Here is a 17,500-nt window from a genome sequence, read left to right on the forward strand (position 1 = left end):
ACCCAATTATCTTGTTCAGCGTCCAAACTTTCGTTGAAGCTCATTACGTCCAATATGAATCATGGTAGGCCTACCTTGAGGACAGGTATAGGGGAGTTCGCAAACATGAAGGTCTTTTAATAGTTTGTCAATTTCCTCCGCTTTAAGAGACACTTTGCCTCGAACTGCTCTTTGGCTGACAACTCTAGCAATCACTTCATCCTCTAACACACGAGATTTTGCTTTCGATCCACCAGTTTTGTCTAGTTCCTCTACAATACCTCTTACAAACGACTCCGCATTCTGCACTTCAACTTCAGATGGCAGTGCATCGACCATAAAACTATCCCCACCTAGAGATGAAATACCAATCCCCATACGATCTAGTGCATCTGCTTGCCGAATTAAAATTTCTGAATGGGACGCAAGAAAATCTAAAGTCAGAGGCAATAGCAATTTTTGACTCATGGCTGGCTCGCCATGAAATGCCTCCAACATTCGCTCAAAAAGGACCCTTTCATGTGCAGCCTGCTGGTCCACCAAGACAATGCCCGAATCTCCCTCGGCAATGATGTAGTGGCTCATCACTACGCCAAGCACATTTAAATCATGATTACGTTCTAGGACCGGTTTGATTGGCTTATCTATTTCAACATCTTGCTGATGATCAAAATTTTTTATAGAGTCCTCATTAGCAGCAGCTTTATTCTCGAGAGGTTCGGCACTGCTTGCTACAGGAAGGTCCCTCATAAATGAAGAACCTAGCATAGGTGGAGGCATCACAACCAAAGGCTTTTTATCTTCATTCTCTAATACAGGCTTATTAATTTCTACTGACAATGGGCTTGAAACCTCCTCACGCAAAGTATCCTGTACTGTTAAAGATACAAAGTGTTTGACTCGTAGTTCATCATGAAAACGCACCTCTCTTTTAGCAGGGTGAATATTGACATCTATAATTTCCTGAGGAACTTCAAGAAATAATGCGACTACAGGAAAGCGTCCCCTCACCAGAGCCCTTTGATAACCTTGGATGAGCGCAAAATTGATAGCGTTGTTATGAATAGGACGTTTGTTTACAAAAACAAAATGTTCATGCCTACTGCTTCGACTAACTCCGGGCTTACCAATGAGACCCTTTATGCTAAAGCCTTCCTCACTAGCTTTAATAGCTACCATATTTCGCAGCCATTCCTCTCCAAACATTTGCTTGAGACGGTATTTCAAATCATCCGTTGCTAAATATCTTGCTACTTCTCGACCATTATGAATCAGCAAGAAGTCAACATCCTGTCTAACCATCGAAGCTAACTTGATGTAATGATCTATATGACTCCACTCTGTATGATCTGATCGAAGAAACTTTCTTCTTCCTGGAGTGTGGAAAAATAAACTGCGAATCTCAACTGTAGTACCCTTAGCACAACCGCACTCAATCACATCATGTAACTTACCTCCATTAACTTTTAGCTCGGTACCATTCAACGCTTCTTTTACTCGAGTCAGCAACCGAAACCGCGCAACTGATGCAATACTTGGCAAAGCCTCGCCACGAAACCCATAGCTTCCTATGCGCAACAAATCATCAGCACTTTTAAGCTTACTTGTTGCATGCCGTTCCAGGCATAGCAACGCATCATCTTTATCCATGCCATGTCCATCATCAGTAACACGAATATAGCTTTTACCTCCTTTCTCGATCTCAATCTCTATGCGCTTTGCCCCAGCATCCAGGGCATTTTCTACCAACTCTTTGACCACAGATGCTGGACGCTCAATCACCTCACCTGCTGCTATTCGGTTAGCAACTGTCTCATCAAGTAGCTTAATCTTATTACCCATTTTTAGCAGAAAGAAGTCAAGTTAAGAGAGCTTCTCTTCTTGAAAATAGATAAGGCGTTTCGATGGACTCCTTTCTTGAGCAAGAAAGAGTTTGAATATATAAACAAAGCATTTGTAAGATCTGACAATTTCATCTATCTAAGAAATGATCCTTTATGAATTGGTAAAAGCTGGTCATTGGCTTTAATTTCCACTAAAATATAATTTTGTAGCAAACGATCCGGTATAGGTACTTTTTTTTCTGGAACTTTTACAAGGACTCTCCTCGTTTTGAAAAGCAACTGCTAAGTCCCTAAAATGCAATTCTTTCACTAAACACCACCGCTTAACTAGCTCTAGTGATCCTAAGCCCCTACGCCTACGAACTTGGATAGCCGCTGTAGTCATCGATTCCCCAAACAGATCCACTTTTTGTAAAAGCGTATGCATAAATAATCCCTCCGCTTACTCCACGGCTTCCTGTTCAAAATTCTAGTCTGAATCTAGTCCAAGTTTTGCTAGTATGCGCTCAAGATCATCGGCTGAGTAATATTCTAGCTCTATTCTCCCTTTTTTGGCCGTGCCAATAATTCTCACCTTTGTTCCAGTAGCCCGTTGCACCTTGGCTTCCATTTCTCTCCATTCAGTTTGTAGGGCATTTTGTTTAGAAGAATTGGTCAACCCATTGGGTTTATTCCCCTTACTGGCTTCTGATACTGACTTCACAAGCCTTTCGGTTTCTCTTACCGAGAAGCTCTTGGCGAGCACCTCTCTCGCGAGGACAAGTTGACTATCTTTATCCGATATTCCAAGGAGAACTTTTGCGTGCCCTACACTTAAATTCCCGTAGGATACTAATGACTTTACTTCTTCGTTTAGTCCCCGAAGCCGTAAAGCATTAGCAACAGCGGCCCGGCTTTTCCCCACTTTGATAGCAACTTGTTCTTGGGTGAGTTTGAAATTTTCCATAAGACGCGCATAGCCATCTGCTTCCTCTATTGGATTTAGATCATCACGCTGTAAATTTTCGATTAGAGCTAATTCTAAAACCTCAAGATCCGTAACTGTCCGAACAATGACCGGAGCCTTTTTGAGCTCTGCACGCTGAGCAGCACGCCACCTACGCTCACCGGCAATCAATTCAAATTTTTTGCCTGACTTACGCACAATTAGGGGCTGTATGATCCCTTTTTCTCGAATTGATTCCGTTAGCTCAGCTAATTTTTCTTCGCGAAATGTTTTCCTAGGTTGCAGTGAACTAGGCTGAATTTCTGTAATAGCCACTTCCTGAACAGATTCTCCATCCTCAGGACGAGGCTGTGGGGATGTAATCACTGACGGCTGCTGCGAGCCAATTAGAGCACCTAAACCTTTACCAAGAGCCTTTCGAGCCATTTAATAAGCGTACCGATCCCAATAAAGAACGTCAATCACTGCATCCAAAATCTAATGAACTATATTTGCTCATACACTCCTTGGTCTCGCTTTTCATAGATTCTAAATCCAGCTGACTTGGCTTCAGAGGGTGCAATGGGTTTCAACAGCTTTGGAGTATGAATAGAAGCAATGCATTTTCTGACAGCCTTTTTGCATAATGGGCAAGCTTCCAAACGAGGGCGGCTAATGGGACGCATAAGCTCAAATACGCCTCCACATATGTTGCAGTCGCCCTCCTTAATTTCATAGCAATAAATAGGCATTTAAACTAGCAATTATGAGAAAGTTTCGCCAACTGATCTCTGAGAAGCGCGGCATCTTCAAAACGCTCATCATCAATAGCTTCCTGGAGGTCTTGTTTGATCTTCTTGATTTTTAGATCCTCATAGCCACTCGGTATTTTCCCGTGATGCTTGTTCCCTTTCTGGCAATCATTAAAAACATCCTCTAGCATCTCATCAAAGACTTCATAACACCTAGAGCAGCCGAGTCTTCCGGTTTTTCGAAGATCCTCATTAGTAAAACCACATTCGGAACAAACATTGGCGTCTTTTTTCCCCTGCTTTGAAGGTAAGAGTAAGGACTTGGCGGAAATCTCTGCTGCTTCGTCTTCCATTACTTTGCAAGGATCTGGTATCCCTTTCTCAGCTGCTACTTTGGAAACTGCTTCCCAAATGTCAAAGTCTATCAAATTGTCCTGATTGATTTCTGGTATACACTTCTCGCACACATGTACCTCTACAGATTTGCCATTCACAAGCTTAGAAAGGTGGCATGTGGACTTACAACCAGGACAAAACGTACATTCCATATCTATCTATACCATTAGCACCGTATATAGGAAATGCAACTATCACTCTACCTATGCTATTCATTTAGGAATTCCTAAATTCTCTTTAACATAAGAACGGACTCTATTGACCGACTCATTGCCTGAATCGTAAAGGGCTTTTGTATAGCAGCATTAAAACCATAATGTTCATAGTCAGCCATAACAGGATTATCTGAGTACCCACTAAATACTATTGCTAACGCATGTGGATCATATGTTCGTAAAAGTTCTATAGCTTTTTCACCACCCATGCCAGCACGAATTGTGAGATCCATAATCACTAAATCATATGGATCCGAATTTTCGCTAGCCTCTTTGTACATTTGTAAGGCAATACCACCTTCCGGTGCAACACCGACGTCGTAACCCAATCGCTTTAACAGCCTAGTCATTACAGTGCGAACTGATTTTTCGTCATCCATCACAAGAATCTTTGCCGTTCCACGAACAGGTGCTACGTGTTCTGGATTATGCACAACACATACATCCGCAAGCGCAGGAAGGTAAATAGTGAAAGTTGTTCCTACTTCTAACTCTGATTTGGCGCCGAGATAACCATCATGCTTTTGTACAATCGACAAAGTAGTTGCTAGGCCTAAGCCATGGCCACGAGATTTCGTTGTAAAGTAAGGATCATATATTCTATCAAGATCTCTTGGGTCAATACCTGAACCTTTATCTTCTACAGAAATAGAAACATAGTTACCTTCGAGACTTGGCAAGTGAGGATGATTAACTTGTGTTTCATTTTTCGCACGTATCTTTATCACGCCACCCTGTGACATAGATTGAACCGCATTGATGACAAGATTTTGAATCACCTGCCCTATTTGAGCCTGGTCAATATTTGCAGCCATGAGATTGTCATCAAATTGAAAGTCTGCTGTGACATTAGCCCCATGCAACGCGAATATAGCTGACTCCTCTACAAGTGTCTTCAAGTCGGCCACACGTTTGATGGGCGCTCCACCTTTTGCAAATGTCAAAAGTTGCTGAGTCAAATCTCTAGCTTTAATTGAAGCCCTTTCACTTTCATCTAGGCAATCATAGATATCATCATCTGTCTCAACTAACGACTTAGCTAATGATAAGTTTCCCAGTATAGGACTCAGAATATTATTGAAGTCATGAGCTATCCCTCCTGCTAATACACCCAGTGATTCCAAGCGGCTCAGCTTTTCGTGTTCTTCCGCCATCTGCCTACGCTCTGTAATATCAGTTATGGTTCCAACATACCCCGTTACATTACCTTCAGCATCTCGCTCTGTTGCTGCTTGGCCATACACCCAGGTAATATTACCATTACGATGAACAAAACGAAACTCATGCATAAAGCTCATTTGTGCTTCATTAGCCATTTTCCAAGAACAATCTAAATCATCAATATCATCTGGATGAACGGCTAAGCGCCAATTGATCCCCTTGAGGCTTTCAATGCTGCAACCAGTCAATTCGCAACAACGCTGATTGACATAAAACCATTCGCCTTCACATGTCGCACGGAAAATACCAACTGGCGATGCTTCAGCCAACGCCATATAATTTCTTTCACTTTCCTCTAGCGCTTCAATAGCTTGCTTGCGCTTGGTAATGTCTCTCACGACTGAATATATCATTCCCGAGTCACGATATTGGCTTGCATTCCAAGCCAACCAACGGTAGCTACCGTCTTGGCATCTGAAGCGATTTTCAAATCCTATGAGGTACTGCTCTGGGGCCCTTAAACTGGCAAAGGCTTTCTCAGTAGAAACAACGTCATCTGGGTGAATAAACTCAAGTAGTGGTGTTCGCATGAACTCTGCAACTTCAAAGCCCATGGCACCCTCCCAAGCTGGATTGATCACCCTAAAGCGTCCTTCAAAATCTGTGACACAAACCATATCCGCAGAAATTTGAAATAACAATCTGAACTGCTCGGCTTCAGCAAGAGCCTCACCCAAAGACTGCTCATTCTTTCTGCTTTCGGATATATCTTCTAGGTAACCACAGGCTTGAAGTTGACCCTCTTTATCAATAACACTAAAGGAATCTCTAATCCACCTTATCGAACCATCAGGTTGACAAAATCTATACTCTAAAACGACTTCATCTCCATCCACGAGACCATCAAACTCTTTTACCATTTCCTGACGATCTTCTTTGTGAATACGTTCCCACCAAAATTCAGTCCTGCTCAAAAAATCTTGAGACTGATATCCCAAGATATTAATCACACTTTGACTAAGAAACCGGAATGAACGCCCTTCTTTCATCAGGTCTCTCATATAGATACACGCCGGAACCGCACTTAAAAAGTAACTGAGTTCCCTACGAATCTCATCTTTTTTATCCCAACGCACTTCTTCGTTTTGAGTCAAAACAGACTCTCTGATCATAACGCTACTTTCTTGCATATTATCTCCGTGTAAGATAGTTCCCGAATAACAAACAACTATTCATATTCTCCATACTGAAAACACGAGCCATACTTCGACGACCGATATAAAAATATCAGAATTGTTTTAGCATATGCCACAAGATATTGTTAACACTTTGGTAATAACTTGACAAATAAAAGTATAAAGATCAAAAAATCAACGACTTATGAAAATTCGTACTTTTTCACAATGAAATAAAGCTTTTTGTAAATTTATACTTTAACCCAGATGATCCAACAGAAGTTGAACCAGATGCATAAAAGTTTAAGCCGCAAGAAAAAGACAGCAGACAAAGATGCATGGAATCACATCGTCTGAGCAATGCTTTTAGTTGTAAGCGAAGGCGAAACTATCCAACGCTTGAAGCCCAGTCCCGATAGACTAGCGACAGGGGTCTCAATAACTGATACCTCCAGCGGGCCGCTATATGTCTTGAGTCCAAGATCTTGCACAAATTTTTAAGTCTCTATGGCATCATTCGGGCTTCACTTTGTATAGCCCCCCTCTACTACACAACCCGAAAACCCATCAAATCATTTGCCTGTATTGATTGAGAAGTAATTTGATTAGCAAATTTTGATCATCATGATCAATCAAGCCTTCATTATGTAACAGAGTCGAGCCATAACTATTATATTTATCTTTGTCATTAATGCAGCATCTCAACGACGGGCCTGACATAGCATTAGCCCTGAGTTAAGCCCTTAGTATTAACCACCCTCAGTAAATAAATGATTCTTCTTACACTGTTGCATTTTCTAATGAATAGACAGCAGCACCTAATCCAGCCTGTCCATTTTCTGTCTTGACTAGTGAAAGCATCTAAAGATATGTCTAGTGCCTTGGTACTTGGATCCATGTCAATATCAAGCGACCAATCCGTTGAAAAGATTAATGAGTGCTTCAATCTACTGGATACTCCGGTAGAACCGGGGTATGACAAAAAATGGATCTTTAAAATGAATTCAAAAATGTTCTCCTTCTTTTTTTGCACCTTATTGACTGCTTTGGGCTTTCACTGTAATTTTGTCACAGTTCAAAGGAAATAGGCTTCTTATCTTATTTCTAGAACATGCATAGTTAAAAGATGAGATCTACAATCATCTAAATCATCCCGCAAGGGATCTATTCATAGCTGAACCACAAACATCTATTGCAACTGTCCAGCGCGGTTCTGCTGCACTAACCTTTAAGTCTCTCTGGCAGGATTTAACATGGAACGACTCCGTATTCCGCAAAGAACAATTTAGGTGTGTGATTATCATACATAGCGACAGATATTAAAGGAAAATTGCTAGCCTAGATAAACAAACAGTAGATAATCTACTAGACACACATAGAACTTTATATTATCTTGTACGCTTTAGAATTTTTAAAAATATAATATATAACTATAAATATCGTAAATTGATAAAATTCCATGTCATGGTACACACTCGTTATCAAGAAATCATAAACCCTTAGCTTTTACAGCATCTTCAATAATACTTTACGCTATTGGCATTTGATTTGCTTAATTTTATCCGCAACGATTGATCATTATTGAATAATTAATAAAAGAATAGAGAAAATACGAAAATTACATTTATAATTGGAAAGTATAATTCACCTTAAAAACAAAACTCAAACATGTTGGCTATTTCCATGACTCGGAAGACACTAAATTACAATCCCGTAGTAGTGATAGAAGATGACCCAGATCAGCTTAGGATTTACGGTGATTTGATAAAAAAAATTGCTCCAGAGGTCGACCTTGAATTACTGAGTTCCGGTAAAGAGGGTTTAGCAACCATTAAAAAATATAAGCCTAGGTTAGTCATTACTGACCTTCGCTTACCTGACGTAGATGGTCTAAGCCTTTTATCTGAAAGCTTGAGGCGACACCCCGATTTAGCACTGGTTGTTATTTCAGGATTTCCTGGCCTTAAGAATATTCAAGCGATTACTAAGGATGCAGGAAATATTACGTTTTTCTCCAAGCCATTTGATCGCGATATTATTACGGCATGCTTTAAGTCTATATTAGATACAAAGAAGGCAGACAGCGTGATTCAAGGAATAAGCCTTATGAATATTTTACAAATTATAGCTGCAGATCATAAATCTTGCCATCTTGAAATACAATACCATACAGGGTCCATTGGATACCTTGACATTATAGAGGGCAGAATTCGTTACGCTGAAGTTAAAGAAAAAATTGGAATACATGCTCTGGAGGAGGTCTTGACCTGGGAAAATCCAATCATTCAGATTTTTAATAATCCACAAACTACTGAAACCAATATTGATGATTTTCCTATCGACCGTCTGCTGTTAAAGCTCTGTTATCTGATTGATCATAATACTAGAGTGGACAGCCCGACAACATGACTGATAAAAACAAAAGCGACACCCAAATCACAGTAAAAGAAAGCTCTTTCTTTAGTCGCTACAGAGAGATATTCATCGCTATCATTCTCTTTATTATCGTGGATTTAGGAGTGCTGACTCTTAATTTCTTTACTGCTATCCAGTTATCCAAAGATGCAGTTGGAATCAATTTGGCAGGTCGCCAGCGGATGCTTTCGCAGCGAATTACCAAATCACTTCTATCAATCGATTCTTTAACCAAGCAGGGTCAACCCATCCAAAATGCTATAAAAGAGTTAACTCTCTCTTACGAACTATTTGATAACACCTTGAAAGCCTTTGACATGGGAGGCTTTACCACAGGAGCCACCGGCAACCAAGTAACCCTAGAAGCAGCTCAAGAAATAAAGGCCAGGCAAGCAATTATCACAGGTAAAGCACTCTGGGAGCCTTTGCGTGAGCTTCTAAAGCCGGTTTTACTTTCACAAGACAAGGTGAACTTAGACGTCCTGCAAAAAGCTATAGACTACGCTAAAACAAACAACCTAGCTCTGCTAAAAGAGATGAACAACCTGACCGTGGCTCTTGAGCAAGAAGCTAACTCTCGAACAGCTTTTCTTCGACTCATTCAAACACTAGCTATTATCTTTCTGATCGGAAACTACGCATTTATCATCTATGACTTCTTTACCAAAATCCGTAGAAGTGACCAACGCGTTGAACAAAAAAATAGAGACCTTGAGGAGGTCGTAGAAAGTCTTAAAGAAACAACTTTCCAACTTGAAAGCTCACAAAAAGAAACAAACACCATTCTAGAAACGGTAAGGCAAGGCCTCTTGTTAATTAATTCTGAATTTAAAATTTCAGATAAACATTCGCATGAGTTAAATGAGATGTTTCATATAGATGATTTAGCTGGTGCTAATTTCTTAAATATTATGCAACGCCTCCTCACCCAAAAAGACTATTACACCTGTCGTGATTACTGTGAAATGCTTTTTGATCCTAGGAAAAAGGAAAAAACCCTGCTAAAAATCAATCCATTAGACGAAGCGGAAGTGCACTTCCAAGAGAAGTCAGGAATATTTACCACGAAGCACTTCGAATTTCAGTTTAAACGAGTGCTCATTGAAAAAGAAATCACCAATGTGTTTATTAGCGTTCGGGACATATCAACTCAGGTTCGACTCGCCAATGAACTCAAAGAGTCTGAACTTCGTAAAGAAGTTCAGTTTAATCTGCTCCTCTCTCTCTTGAATGTTGACCCTGCTGACATCAAGGCCTTTTGCGAACAAACAAGTAAATCTCTACTAGCATCTAATTCTGTTTTAAAGATCGAAGACTTTATTGAAGAATCTGCGACCCCTCAGCCAGATGATTCCTTGAGAAAGAAACTGGATACCGTCTTTCGACATATACACTCCATTAAAGGGCACGCCTCTTCACTAAGTATTGATTACTTTGTTGAAATGACACATGGATTCGAGGATACCATTGAGAAGTTACGCTCTAAACCTAAATTGGCTGGAGAAGATTTCCTAGCAATAGCGGCTCTGCTATCGGAAGGGAAATCAGCTATTGAAGAATGTCAAGGATTAGCAGAACGCATGAGTCTACAAGCACCAGCTTTAATTCCTTTTAGTTCTACTCAAGAAACAACGATTTCTTCTGAATGTCCACTTAAAAGCGAAATACTATCGGAAATGGTAGTAGACCTCAGCCAAAAAACTGCCAAAGAAGCTACTATTTTTTTCGAAATTGAATCCGACTTAAATCTTGATAGACAACAGAGCACTATTCTTCATCAAGCAGCCATTCAACTCATACGCAACTCCTTTGCTCATGGAATCGAGCAGAGAGAAGATAGACTTGATCTTGGCAAAGAATCCGAGGCTCGTATTGTTATCGGCCTAAACCAGCAAGAGGACAAAAAATTAAACTTTTTTTATACAGATGATGGTGCCGGACTAAACATCTCTAAAATTAGGGCTAGAGCCCTTGAAAAAGAAATGATCTCTGAAGAAGAGGCATCTAAAGTAGCGAATGATAATCAATGGTGGCCCTATATTTTCGAACCAGGTTTTTCAACATCAGAAGAACCAGATAAAATGAGTGGCAGAGGCGTGGGACTAGATATTATTCGCCATAGCATCATGGAAGACTTACAGGGCCAAATTTTCTTGTATTCAGAGCCTAAGAAATTTTTCCGCTTCGATGCTGAAATACCTGCTCTGACATAAGGACCTTTTTAAATAATGAAATTACTTATAGTTGATGATTCGATGGTCATTCGTCGATTGATTGAAAGAAACTTGAACCCGACTCAGTTCTCAGAAATAGAAACTGCAGGCAATGGAAAGGTGGCTTTGGAAAAATTTACGGCATCGAAACCTGAGTTAGTCACAATGGATATTACCATGCCTGAAATGGATGGATTAGACTGTATTGAAAAAATATTATCCATTGCACCACAGACAAAGATTTTAGTTATCTCCGGGCTCGCAGATAAATCAACTGCTGTCGAAGCCATTAAAAGAGGTGCTGAAGGCTTTCTCCTCAAGCCCATCACTCAAGAATCTTTGGCCGAAGCCTTTACGGATCTACTAGAAGACTAAAGACATGGAAGCTGCAAGTGTCGAAATTTTTATCAAAGCTACTGCTACATACTTCTCTGTGATCACAGATACAGAAGCAGAGATTGGGACCCCCTTCCTTAAAGAAGACTTCATAGTCGCTGGTGATTATACAAGCACCATTGGCATTAGTGGTGCCCAAAAGGGGTGTATATCTTTTTCAGTTCCCAAAGCAATGATCCAAGATATCTTAAATCAAATGGGAGAAAAAACCGAAGACGAAGCCCTAATTTCTGACTTAGTTGGTGAAATTGCCAACACCATTTCTGCCAATGCCCGCGAGCATCTTGGAGCCGGCTTTATGATTTCCGTGCCTATCGTTGTCTCTGGCCCAACAAGTTCCATCCGTGTTTCAGAGAAGTTAACAACCTTTATTATACCTCTTAAATGGAAAGTCTACCAAGCCTATCTCTCCATCTCTTTGCAAAGTTTAGCCGTATAATTTTGAAAAATTAGAAAATGGAACTTACAGAAAAAGAATTAGAAAAATTCATCGCTATCACTTGCCGATGCTTTCAGAAGTTAGCACCTGAATTTTCAGCGATTGTCCCTGAAGAGCCTACCATTCAAGTCAATGACTCCGTCTTCCTAGACTTTACTGGCGTGATAGATCTTCATCAAAAAGGTAAACACGGCAAGATTTATCTAACCATGCCAGAAGGCATGATCAATGATGTATTGCAAGCCATCGGTGAAGATAAACGGGATCAAGAAATACAGCGAGACCTTATCGGCGAATTAGCTAGTACGGTTTGTAGTAATGCTAGAGAACATTTTGGTTCTACCTTAGCCATCTCCCTTCCCACCTCACTCAACCGATTTGAATCACTCAAGCTAAGCTTAGCTCCTATGCGTTTTGTCCTACCGTTAAAACTTAAAAAATACACTTCCTATCTAGTGATTGCACTAGGTAATAGTGACAAAAAGAAGAGTTAATGCTATGGAACAAGATCAGCTATACCGTATTTATGAGCCTACAGACGCTGTTGATCCGCAAAAGCCCCTCCCTGCATTCCATTGGTATTTTTTATCTCGCATTGACGGAGTCAGCACCTGTCTAGAGATAGGGCAAGAATTGGATTATTCCGAGCCAGCAGTTTATAGTGCTATTGAAGGCCTTTTAGCTGCTGGAGCTATTAAAGAGCGCCTCTGGACCTTTCACGAATTTTTCCCCGCTGCTGAGTCTGAACCCTCATCTACATTATCTATGAAGGGTAATAAGAAATATTTGCTAAAAGACGTCATTGATTTCATCACCTCGAGATCACCTAGTGATATGGAAGGTAAGCTAGTAGTGTATCGAGTCTTTTTGCAAATTCCTCCTGAATTTCTTGAAGAAGAAGGCATCACCTCATTTGATTTCAGTGAATCTGAATTAGAAATCAAAAGCAATAAATTAAAAGATGCCATTAGCCAAGCCACCAGTAATATTTTAGGCGTTCCATACAATTGGAATAAATAAATCTAGAGCATTTTCTCATGCAATCCGAATAGAGTAGAAAAAGGGATCTCAATAGGTGATACGCTAGGAGCTCTCTATTTCTCTAAGGACTAGATCTTAAAGTCTCTACTGCATCACCCGGGCTAAATATAAACACTCTTTTCGTCACGCTCGAGTTGAACCGGAGGGTCCAGGTTGCGGTAGCTTCTAGCTATTCACTCCAGAGATGAAAAACGGGTTCTTAGAAATAATGATTGATTTTAAAAACGCTCTCTAGCCCAAATTAACTAACGACTAGTTCTCGGCCTTAATTCTAAAGAAAAGTCGCTCACCCGATATTTCGTCAAATCCAGTGTCATATTGAATGGTGAGCGTCTCGGTTCCATCACCGTTACTCACAGGAGCTAGTATTACACTTGTATCTCTTTCATCTATGGGTACCCATGACCCGTCAGTAAGATCTTCAGAAACTTCCATACGGTAGGTAATTCCCGGCGCATGGCTTCGTCGTGTGTAAGTAAATGTTGAAAAGATATCATTGACCATGATGTCTAGTTTTCGACTATTGATAGCTGAGTTGGGATTCGTTCCAAAAAAGTACTCATAGCGATTGATATACCCGTCATTGTCTGTATCTAAATCACCAGAATTTTCCGCTAACCCGTTGACAATCTCCCAACTCAGATAGTCGTCTACGGGAGTTAGGTGTTGCCTTATTTCCAGCCAATTCATATTGAAATACCGACTTCCAAATACCAAGCGAAGCTCTTGGATACCTGAATCCAACCAAACTACGGGTCCAGTAACGTCTTGCCAGGCCTGCAGGCCCGCTCCATCTGTATTGAAAGTTATAGGCCCGGTAATATCTACCTCGCCTAATTCCAGATGAAACTGTTTATTGCTAGTACGATCACTAGCGACTCTACCAAACACTTGATAATATCCAGGCGTAGCTACATTCATGTCATACGCCAACCACTCATTTCTCTGAATAGAGGAAACATTAAAGCCTCCCTCAGTTGCACTTTGAATATCGACATCTGTATCTCTATAAGCGCCACCTTCATTTCCGCTACTTTTATCAAAATAGGCGACTCCACTACCCCCTTCTTTAAATTCCTCAACTTGTATTTTACCTGGAACAGGGGGGTATGGCAGCACATTCTCAACCCACTCCGTGATCATGGCAATAGCAGCTTCATCCAGCTCATAGCTTGCTAAGGGAGGCATCCGGCTAAAACCATCCGAAGCTTGTAAACGATGTAAGAGAACAGATTTTTCAACAGCACCTGGAACAATGGCACGGCTCTCAGAATCACCCCCGTCATCACTTAACAGACCACGTATGAGCCCCATTTCCTCAATTGGTGTTGAAAATCTAGCATCCCAAGAGGTTGGAGAAGTTCCACCTGGTTGGTGGCAACTGACGCAATTGACATCCAGGTAGGATTTCACTTTTGTTTCAAGACTAGCGGTTAAATCATCTGCCGCAAATACTTTGGGCAGACTGGAAACTTTCCCTATATTGCCGTTTGTAAAATAACCAGCCTTACGTAAGGCCACCAATTGATTTTGTGACTCTGCACCAAAGAGACGTTCCCTATTTAGCTGACGCGTATTAAAGCTTAAGGCATGTCCACCTGCATCTGTGTGACAAGTTCTACAATCATTACGACTTGGATAGAGCCATGTTTGATCTACCATAACTCCACCATCATCAATTGTGAAAGTTTCTTCCATGCCATTTTGATCTACTAAAAATGCATCGGTCTGTTCTTCATTCCAGCGATAGGATAAACCATAGCTGGCACTATCAGTTTTGACTAAAAAGCGAGTCTCGACGCGGCGTTCTGAGGCTGGATTCCCTCTCTCGAATTCTAAGTCAAAATGTTTGATCCAGACCATTCCAGTTGGAAATGCCCAATTACCCTCCGAGGAAAATACGATATCATCATCTAAATTTGGTATAGAAAACCAGCGTCGCTTCTTAGCATAGTCAGACCAAAAGCTAACATTCGGCGCATACTCCACTATACCTACATAAGGTGTAAAATTTACAAGATCCGAAAAGGCTCCGGTATCAGATAGTTTTTCAGGAATTGGGCTGCCGCTTATATTGCCACCTTCGAGCTCTAGAATTCTACCGCTACCAATATTAACAGCCAGAAGATTGTCACTTATTGGATGGGAACCAAAAGCAACAAGGCCTGGCTCATTGGCAATTATATCACTCTCCCATACACCGGGTGATATCTCAATAAGCGCCCACACACGACCATCATAACTGTCAGCCGTAATATATTTCTCGGAAAGCTCAGAAAAAGGGCCGCGGTAAACGATTCCTCCGATCACCGACTGCGCTCCTTCATGGGCATACTCAAAGATAGGATCTATTTGTGATAAACCAGCAGGTGGATTTTCACTTACTCCAGGAGTCCTTATTGTTCCTTCAAAATATCTCCAACCATAATTCCCACCCTTAGTAATTAGATCTACTTCTTCTCGCTGGTCTTGCCCCACATCACCTACGAACAATCTTCCCGTGGGTATATCAAATGACATCCGCCAAGGATTACGCAGTCCAACCGCCCAGAATTCTTCCCTTACTAAACTTGGAAAAGCTATATCCAGTCCAATAAATTCAGTAGCTCCCACAAACGGGTTGTCCGGAGGAATACCATAGCGAGCTACTCCATTGTCTAAAGGTATGGCATCATGGGGATTAGGTTCTAGACTGCCCGGCTTTTTATCGACATCAATACGTATAATGCCTGAGAAAAAATCTTTATCTATACGTTGACTATTTTCGAATCTATCATCAGCTCCACCCTCGTCACCTAACGATATATATAGATAGCCATCCGGACCAAAATGTACATCTCCACCGTTATGATTACCAGCATCATCGACTTGATTGATCAAAATGAGCTCTGAATTAGGATCACCCTGCAAACGATTCCTTGAGGAAACGGAGAACCGTGAGAGAACATTCCTGCGATCGCCAGGTGTTGTATAAAAAACATAAAAATAACCAAGCTCTATATATCGGGGATGAAAATCCATCCCTAACAAACCCTGTTCACCACGATTCCGAACAAGCTCTGATATATCTAAGAATAAAGACTTTTCCGGGGTCCCGGAAAGATCACTGATTACATAGACTCTACCTGTTTGCTCAACCACATATAAATTGTCTAACTGGCCAGGGGCTTGAACAATGGCCACAGGACTCTCAAATGTGATATCAGAGAACGCCTCCTTAAACCTGAAGCCTTCAAAAGTAGGAAGCTCATCAGGCAAGGTTAGCGTTGTATTTGCTTCTCTTTCTAACTGCCCATGGCAATGCAGACAGCTGCTCGAGACAAGAACCCATACTAACAATCTTTTCATACCTCTAGACTTGTGTGATCAAAATTTTTTAAAACAACAGAAAATCCTCTGAAGACTAATTATAATCACAATTAAGACTAATCCAAGCAGATTAATCGATTACTTTAGAACTATTCAAAATAGCTAGATCCTTTTTACAAATTTCAGAATGATATCATGGGAGCTGGAATTTTTCTGATTGTCTTGACGACCTTTCGATAAGCCTAGCGGACCAGACTTTGTCCAGGAGGTCTGGTAGATATAGGGTTAAGGCTATCGAGCTGATGAAGCGAATCTCTAGTGATGAAAACCGCATCGCGTAAGCGATGATCCTTTTATTTCGCACGCGGCTTAGAAATCAATTTCGTTTGCCATAACGCGTTGACCATTTTTCATAGGTGTCATTCAGTGCGCATTAGTCAAATCAGAGTGTTTTCGTAAGATGACGAAATCACTTGCGCATTCTACATGATGATACATGTTAAATTCCTTACGACATCATATCTAACAGAACAAGGAGTCTAAGTTGAATAGAATATGGAAACCTCTTTTATCAATTATACTATTAGTCACTCTAGGCTGGGTAGCATTCGGATTCCTGGGGATCCAAGCTCTTTTTTTTGATAATCAAGTAAAAGAAGATGTACCAGATTCCATTATGAAATTGATTTCAAAATCTCCACCGCAAGATGCTGTAGCCGACAAAGTAGATTCTATCGAAAGAGTGCTTGGAAAAGGAGCATTCGAGCAAGGGGACAGCACTTACTCAATTTCAGGCAACGCCTTTTTGAGCCAGATTGGAGAAGTTATAAATCTCACTTTTACGGATTTTGAAGTGTCAAATGGACCCGATCTCTTTGTTTACGCAGTAAGAACCGATACCACTGTAAATAAGACAATTAAAGAAACGGTAGCAAAGGGAGAATTTATTAATTTAGGAACTCTTAAAGGAAACATCGGAAACCAAAATTATACTTTAGATAAACAACTTGACCATAAAGCCTATCAGGTCATTTCCATTTGGTGTAGAAGATTCAGCAGGAATTTCGGCTCCGTCAAACTCTCTCCAAGTCGGCTGGAATTAATTAGTCGGCACTGAAAAAAGGTATTTTTAAGTATATTGGATACTCGAGGTATGACTTTGGGGTAATGGAGCAATTCTTGTAGCAAAGTAGAGTCTGATTTCTTGAGGCATGTGTGATATGGCATGAAGTAAACGAAG

13 protein-coding genes are annotated in these 17,500 nt (G+C 40.8%); 7 read left to right on the forward strand and 6 right to left on the reverse strand.

Translation table 11 applies throughout. The annotated features are described in order from the left end of the window. Positions 1-15: 15 nt before the first annotated feature. From mutL to AAGA18_09525, 5 genes are all read right to left on the reverse strand, one after another. Complete coding sequence (mutL, locus tag AAGA18_09505) at positions 16-1,821, reverse strand: DNA mismatch repair endonuclease MutL (protein ID MEM9445576.1); 1,806 nt, start codon at positions 1,819-1,821, stop codon at positions 16-18. A 471-nt stretch (positions 1,822-2,292) separates the two neighbouring features. Next, a complete protein-coding gene (locus tag AAGA18_09510) occupies positions 2,293-3,195 on the reverse strand; it encodes a ParB/RepB/Spo0J family partition protein (protein MEM9445577.1) in 903 nt (300 codons plus the stop codon). Between the two features lie 59 nt (positions 3,196-3,254). After that, entirely contained in the window at positions 3,255-3,500 is a 246-nt protein-coding gene (locus AAGA18_09515; GenBank protein MEM9445578.1) for a zinc ribbon domain-containing protein, read from the reverse strand. 5 nt (positions 3,501-3,505) lie between these two features. Next, complete coding sequence (locus AAGA18_09520; protein ID MEM9445579.1) at positions 3,506-3,994, reverse strand: UvrB/UvrC motif-containing protein; 489 nt, start codon at positions 3,992-3,994, stop codon at positions 3,506-3,508. A gap of 128 nt (positions 3,995-4,122) precedes the next feature. Then, positions 4,123-6,462, reverse strand: a complete 2,340-nt coding sequence (locus AAGA18_09525) for a PAS domain S-box protein (GenBank protein ID MEM9445580.1) — start codon at positions 6,460-6,462, stop codon at positions 4,123-4,125. Positions 6,463-8,130: 1,668 nt separating this feature from the next. Between AAGA18_09525 and AAGA18_09530 the strand changes: the two genes are divergently transcribed. From AAGA18_09530 to AAGA18_09555, 6 genes are read left to right on the forward strand one after another with little or no spacing between them, the layout of a single operon-like run. Then, positions 8,131-8,856, forward strand: a complete 726-nt coding sequence (locus AAGA18_09530) for a response regulator (protein ID MEM9445581.1) — start codon at positions 8,131-8,133, stop codon at positions 8,854-8,856. Next, on the forward strand, positions 8,853-11,075 hold the full coding sequence (locus AAGA18_09535; protein ID MEM9445582.1) for a type IV pili methyl-accepting chemotaxis transducer N-terminal domain-containing protein: 2,223 nt from the start codon (positions 8,853-8,855) through the stop codon (positions 11,073-11,075). The genes AAGA18_09530 and AAGA18_09535 overlap by 4 nt, the downstream gene beginning before the upstream one ends. Positions 11,076-11,090: 15 nt before the next feature. Then, complete coding sequence (locus AAGA18_09540; GenBank protein MEM9445583.1) at positions 11,091-11,450, forward strand: response regulator; 360 nt, start codon at positions 11,091-11,093, stop codon at positions 11,448-11,450. A gap of 4 nt (positions 11,451-11,454) precedes the next feature. Next, positions 11,455-11,910 (forward strand): chemotaxis protein CheX, encoded by a 456-nt coding sequence (locus tag AAGA18_09545; GenBank protein ID MEM9445584.1) that lies wholly within the window; start codon positions 11,455-11,457, stop codon positions 11,908-11,910. 17 nt (positions 11,911-11,927) lie between these two features. After that, positions 11,928-12,404, forward strand: a complete 477-nt coding sequence (locus AAGA18_09550; GenBank protein ID MEM9445585.1) for a chemotaxis protein CheX — start codon at positions 11,928-11,930, stop codon at positions 12,402-12,404. A gap of 4 nt (positions 12,405-12,408) precedes the next feature. Then, positions 12,409-12,930 carry a hypothetical protein gene (locus tag AAGA18_09555; protein ID MEM9445586.1) on the forward strand — a complete coding sequence of 174 codons (522 nt, stop codon included), beginning with the start codon at positions 12,409-12,411 and terminating at the stop codon, positions 12,928-12,930. 273 nt (positions 12,931-13,203) lie between these two features. Here the strand turns inward: AAGA18_09555 and AAGA18_09560 are convergent, their stop codons facing one another. Further along, a complete protein-coding gene (locus AAGA18_09560) occupies positions 13,204-16,299 on the reverse strand; it encodes a PQQ-dependent sugar dehydrogenase (GenBank protein MEM9445587.1) in 3,096 nt (1,031 codons plus the stop codon). Positions 16,300-16,804: 505 nt separating this feature from the next. On the opposite strand from AAGA18_09560, the gene AAGA18_09565 reads away from it, so the two are divergent. Beyond that, entirely contained in the window at positions 16,805-17,377 is a 573-nt protein-coding gene (locus AAGA18_09565) for a DM13 domain-containing protein (GenBank protein MEM9445588.1), read from the forward strand. Positions 17,378-17,500: the final 123 nt, after the last annotated feature.

This window comes from Verrucomicrobiota bacterium, assembly GCA_039192515.1.
GTDB lineage: Bacteria > Verrucomicrobiota > Verrucomicrobiia > Methylacidiphilales > JBCCWR01 > JBCCWR01.

What these genes read in the sequence shown, in the direction of transcription:
- AAGA18_09540 (MEM9445583.1), top strand. Translation starts at nt 11,091, where the DNA reads ATGAAATTACTTATAGTTGATGATTCGATGGTCATTCGTCGATTGATT.
- AAGA18_09550 (MEM9445585.1), top strand. Translation starts at nt 11,928, where the DNA reads ATGGAACTTACAGAAAAAGAATTAGAAAAATTCATCGCTATCACTTGC.
- AAGA18_09510 (MEM9445577.1), bottom strand. Translation starts at nt 3,195, where the DNA reads ATGGCTCGAAAGGCTCTTGGTAAAGGTTTAGGTGCTCTAATTGGCTCG.
- AAGA18_09530 (MEM9445581.1), top strand. Translation starts at nt 8,131, where the DNA reads ATGACTCGGAAGACACTAAATTACAATCCCGTAGTAGTGATAGAAGAT.
- AAGA18_09555 (MEM9445586.1), top strand. Translation starts at nt 12,409, where the DNA reads ATGGAACAAGATCAGCTATACCGTATTTATGAGCCTACAGACGCTGTT.
- mutL (MEM9445576.1), bottom strand. Translation starts at nt 1,821, where the DNA reads ATGGGTAATAAGATTAAGCTACTTGATGAGACAGTTGCTAACCGAATA.
- AAGA18_09535 (MEM9445582.1), top strand. Translation starts at nt 8,853, where the DNA reads ATGACTGATAAAAACAAAAGCGACACCCAAATCACAGTAAAAGAAAGC.
- AAGA18_09515 (MEM9445578.1), bottom strand. Translation starts at nt 3,500, where the DNA reads ATGCCTATTTATTGCTATGAAATTAAGGAGGGCGACTGCAACATATGT.
- AAGA18_09545 (MEM9445584.1), top strand. Translation starts at nt 11,455, where the DNA reads ATGGAAGCTGCAAGTGTCGAAATTTTTATCAAAGCTACTGCTACATAC.
- AAGA18_09560 (MEM9445587.1), bottom strand. Translation starts at nt 16,299, where the DNA reads ATGAAAAGATTGTTAGTATGGGTTCTTGTCTCGAGCAGCTGTCTGCAT.
- AAGA18_09525 (MEM9445580.1), bottom strand. Translation starts at nt 6,462, where the DNA reads ATGCAAGAAAGTAGCGTTATGATCAGAGAGTCTGTTTTGACTCAAAAC.